Below are 4,863 nucleotides of genomic sequence, written 5' to 3' on the forward strand. Positions count from 1 at the left end.
CATACGCACGACCGACTCGAACGCGAAGTCGGTCGTGCTGGCATGCGAATACTGGTCAGAGAACTCCTCTTCGGATATGTCGAGATCGGCAATAACGCGGGTGATATGGTCGTGAACCGTACAGAGAGATTCAGCTTGCTCGACCAGGACGTCCACCGCGTCTTCGGTTTTCGGCGTCGTCATACCAGATGACGACGCCAGAACCGACTGAACGTGACGAAATCCAGTCGTATATCCGATCTAGTGGTTTGTATTTTTCCATCCTCCAAACCTGTGGACTTCCCCGGGCTCAGCTTTGATGTGGCGACATATGATCTATGAGATTCTAAATAGCGGAATTTGCTGGTTAGAGGGCTTGTAACATGCAATTGTGCTTTAGGTGGTGTTGATTCGATCACTGCCGCATATTAAGGGAAAGTGCAACAACCCGGGACCCACGTCTCAATCTATGCGCCATTATTCGATACCAAGATTTCAGGTGATGTATTGTATCATTCAGCGAATCTCATCCGGTCGTCGGCGCTTGATTTGCCCACTTATTTTATCCGCTAGACGTGAGACCTCCGTATGGACGAGAAGAAACAGGCCACGTTCGGATCTGATGGGGAATTGCGAACCGACAACGAAGCGGCAAACAAGACTGACAACGGGGAGGGAGCGACGACGAACGATTTCGGCGATGAGTGCGGCGAGAACGAGACCAAGTCCGGGGTGAACCGGTATACCATTTCCAGCTTGCTTCAAAAGGCGGTCAGACGTTCTGACGAGGAGACCGCGGCGTGGGCTGCCTGGGAGCTTGTGCGATCGGGCTATGCATGGAATTTTTGGGATCGAATTAACTTGTACGTAGTCGAGGACCTACGGGCTGGTCACGAAGTGGCACTCACGATAGACCGTTACGAGGAATTGTCACGTGAGCGCTGGTCGGAAGATTCCTGGCGGGGGCGGCTGTGTGCGGTGCACGCTGCGCTAGCGGCGGCTAGGGCGACCTCTTCGCGAGAGTCCGCACATGCAGACGATTATTTTAGTGAGCTATCGGTCGAACGTGCTACCGCGTATGAAGAGGGACGAAAACCCCGCTTTGATCACCCAGCGGACGATCTCGAGATAGATGGGAAGTACGATGTCGCGTTCGACCAGCATACATACGAAGGAAAGAAGCGTGGCCGCGGCAGTGCCTACTTCAGAACGCATGGAGCCCGGGTCGGCCCTGAAGAGGAACCGGAACTCAGTCGCCGATGGCGTCTTCGGAGTATGAAGTTGGAGAATCATGACTATACTGATGAGCAACTGGCTCGTGCCGTTGCTCCGGTCAAGGCAGAGGACAGGTGGTCGGACGGCGAAGCTCGAAACGATTGATAGGCTTACAAGCACTTCAGAGAAGGAGGCACTGTCTAGATAAGGAAAACAAAGCGACAGCGGTACGATTGAGGAGATTTTATGCACTGTTCGTAAGTAACTGACTCTTGAGAGTGAGATCGCCTGCACCGTGAGAAGATTGAATTCAATTGCGTCACCAAAAAACCTCGTCATGATGAGACGAGGAGATTCGTTGGCCACTCACGGGAGAGACGTTGAAACGCCACTCTACAACAGAATCGCTTAACTAGACAGTGCCTATAACAATTTCTCATACTATTATTGCTATATTGCGAAATGGCCAACTGAGGCCGCAAAACATCGTCTTTGAACATGATTATGTACGATAATCACAAAATATGCAATTGAAAATGAGAAAATCGCAATCGATTGCACTGACGATTAACTCTCGCGCTGCTCGTCGACATCCGCTTCGCTAAAGTGAAAATGGTCGAATGGCTGCATATGCCGCTCACGCATGATCTCGGAACTCTCGATCGAGATCCCTGATTCGTGGAGTGTGTCCGTGATGCGCGTGATATCTTTTGTACTCGTTCCCACGACTTCGACGTAGATATTCCGTTTGCCGACAAGCATCTCACGCGCATCGACGACACCCTGTATCTCAAGCAGTTGCTGGACGTATGTGGCGCGCTCAGTTGCTGGCACAGTACAGACGAACAGGACACGAAGCGGGAGATTTGCTGCCTCGTAGTCGATTTCAGGATGATAGCCCTTGATGATCCCATCGTCTTCGAGCGCTTCGATCCGGTTCCGGACGGTACTCGCTGAAACACCCACGGTTTCGGCGATCTCTTGGGTCGTCGTGTTGCGTGCATCACGCTGGAGGTGATACAGGATGCCACGATCCACGTTGTCAAGTGTTCGGCCCATACGTAAGAATCGGTCTAGTGAAGTAAATAGTTATGAGGAAATGGGTGAATTGTCCCTCACCGACTCAGTTGCAGATGATTCACTCAGTTCCTCAAACGAAGGCGAATCTGTAAAATGAGGGCTGTTTAACCGTATGTGAGTAGATACCAAATTTTGGATCTATGACGCTCGAGAAGCAACTCTCAATCCTCTCGAATCACCACCGACGGCGAGTGCTGCTTGCCTTAGTTGACAATGCCCCACAAACCATACCCACTGGTTCCACGGCTATTGTGGAGACAGACGGAGGAGACCAACCCCAGACAACACAAGTTCGGGATCTCAAGTTCTACAAACCACTAGAGTATTGATATCTTGAAAGAACAACGGTTGCTACCGCTGTGGTCGACATTGTTCACCGATGGTTCTGAATCAGTCGTTTCGACGACTAATGTGAAGCGCTGATAGCGCTCCTGACTCGTGTTCAGGACACGATGCAAGCCGAAATCACACCCGCGGTCGACGACGCCCCCGCCCTAGCGGGGACGATCGTCGTTCACGCCCAGAAACTTTGTGAAACCGCTGATCACCTCTGGCGTGTCCTTTCTGACGTCTCAATCCCGACTGAGCCACTTACCGACAACCGCCAGCAGCACAAGGTGACCTTCGATACGGAGTCGATGGCACGGGTCTACATCTATCAAACGATCTACGACCTCGCCCAGAGCGAGGTCGCAGATCGCCTCCAGAACCGACCAGCGCTCCTCAAAGGACTGGGTTTGGAGAAGCAACCGACTCAACAGAACATCTCCTACGCGTGGGAACAGTTCAGTGAACGGACCAAGGTCACGCTTGACGCCGCTGCAACAGGCATCGCGCTTGAAGCACGCGACCACAACGTCATTTCTGACGCACTGGTTCCTCTCGATCTGGACGAAGACAATACCGCTGACGATGAAGATGTTGACACGATGTCTCGCGCACACGTGCGTGAGCACGGCAGCAAGATCGTCGAACTCGCCCGAAGGCACGCCTTCGGCGAGTTTGACTCCAACAGAGCCGACAATAGAGTCTACGAGGATGAACAGATCCTCGATCTGTTCTCCTCGGCGTGCCTCACGCAAGGCAGTGCTCATTCAGAGGGCGAAGCTGGGTGGTTTCTCGACGAGAACGATATTTGTGATGACTCGACGTTCCTGCGTGTGATCAAGCGTTTCGCACTGCCGGCTGATCAGGAGGTGCCCGTATCACTCCAGGAGTTACAGATCGAGGACATCGTGGCGTTCACGGAGGTGTTCTGCGAACACCTCATGAACGCGTTTGATACTGCGACGGAAAATATCCTCCAAACGATCCGTCATGAAGACCCGTTCGACGACCGCCACGTCGTGGCGGCCGTCGACTTCACACACGTGCCCTACCACGTCTGGCCGTGGATCGACAAAGACGACCAGATTCCGAAAGCAGAGTACCCGCCAATGGTAAGCGGCTATGTGGATGATGGCGAACTGAAACACGGCTATACGTTCGCGACGATCACGATCGTCGGGAACGACGTCCCGATCATCCTCGGTATTGAGCCGGTCAAAGAGCACTCAGGGTGGGAACCAGCCGACACACCGGCTGATTCGAAAGCAGACGTGGTTGCTCGTCTGCTTTCGAGAGCCCAGCAGTACGTTGATCTCGACGAAGTCCTGTTGGACAGTGACTTCTACACCAAGGGAGTTCGTGCCGAGATCGACGGTCGTGGCTTGCTGTACACGATGCCAGTACCGAGATACGAGCCGGATTACCGGGCGATTAAGCAAATCAAGAGCAAAGACGGCGTTGACGCCGCTGTCAACCACGACGTCCCCGTCGGGATTGACGGCGACGTCGATCACACTGCCGAGTATCTGTACGTTCCAGCGACCAGTGACGACGAGGAAGGGAACTACGCCGTGTTCGTCACCAACCGCGATCACGTCGCTCCCGACGAGATCGCGCACGTGACCAACAGCTACAGCCGCCGCTGGGACATTGAGAATCAGTACAAGTCGGTGAAGGCGTTCCTTCCGAAGACCTCGTCGAAGGATTACCGAGTCCGGTTGTTCAACTTTACGTTTGCAGCACTGCTGTACAATCTCTGGCGGCTCACCGACTTTCTGGTGAAAGTTGGCATGGGTCAGGAGATCAGATCGCCACCGGTCGTGACCGCCAGGACGTTCGTCCGGGCGGTCGGCCAGTCACTCCGAGAGGGTGGATGAGGAAACACTCGCCTTGCGCTCGCCTGCGGCAAGCCGCAGGACTCGCGTCCTGCACGTGAATTCGGCTGCTGTCTCCCAATCGAGCCGTCTTTTCCCATCAGCTAGCGATGGAAAGAGAGATCGACCCCGATCACTCCTCAGATTGCGTTTGATTCTATCGATATTCGTTTGTAGGACCTCTATATCCCGAAAACGTGCAGACAATTGCGATGCAGCACATCCATCTCCCGAAGTTAGCAGATCGCGGGTTCATCGACTGGGATCAACGGTACTTCCCGAGCGTCGCTTCGTGAGCTGTGCTGAGTCACGGATGACCAGAGTGAACGCTGGTGTAGTAGCTGAGTGAAGGAGAACTAGAGTCCACAGATGGAGAGAACCGAACCGA

Annotated in this window: 3 protein-coding genes and 1 pseudogene; 2 read left to right on the top strand and 2 right to left on the bottom strand. The window is 53.7% G+C overall.

Features of this window, described 5'->3' with window-relative positions; translation table 11 throughout:
* Positions 1 to 183: pseudogene (locus ACR3FF_RS25695) on the bottom strand (transposase); the annotation flags it as partial.
* Between the two features lie 384 nt (positions 184 to 567).
* Between ACR3FF_RS25695 and ACR3FF_RS25700 the strand changes: the two are divergent.
* Entirely contained in the window at positions 568 to 1,359 is a 792-nt protein-coding gene (locus tag ACR3FF_RS25700; protein ID WP_458190941.1) for a hypothetical protein, read from the top strand.
* Positions 1,360 to 1,761: 402 nt separating this feature from the next.
* Here the strand turns inward: ACR3FF_RS25700 and ACR3FF_RS25705 are convergent, their stop codons facing one another.
* Positions 1,762 to 2,253: an Lrp/AsnC family transcriptional regulator gene (locus tag ACR3FF_RS25705; protein WP_458190942.1), complete on the bottom strand. Its 492-nt coding sequence runs from the start codon at positions 2,251 to 2,253 to the stop codon at positions 1,762 to 1,764.
* A 473-nt stretch (positions 2,254 to 2,726) separates the two neighbouring features.
* Between ACR3FF_RS25705 and ACR3FF_RS25710 the strand changes: the two genes are divergently transcribed.
* Complete coding sequence (locus tag ACR3FF_RS25710) at positions 2,727 to 4,478, top strand: transposase (RefSeq protein ID WP_458190943.1); 1,752 nt, start codon at positions 2,727 to 2,729, stop codon at positions 4,476 to 4,478.
* Positions 4,479 to 4,863 lie beyond the last annotated feature (385 nt).

The organism is Haladaptatus ordinarius (genome assembly GCF_054177595.1).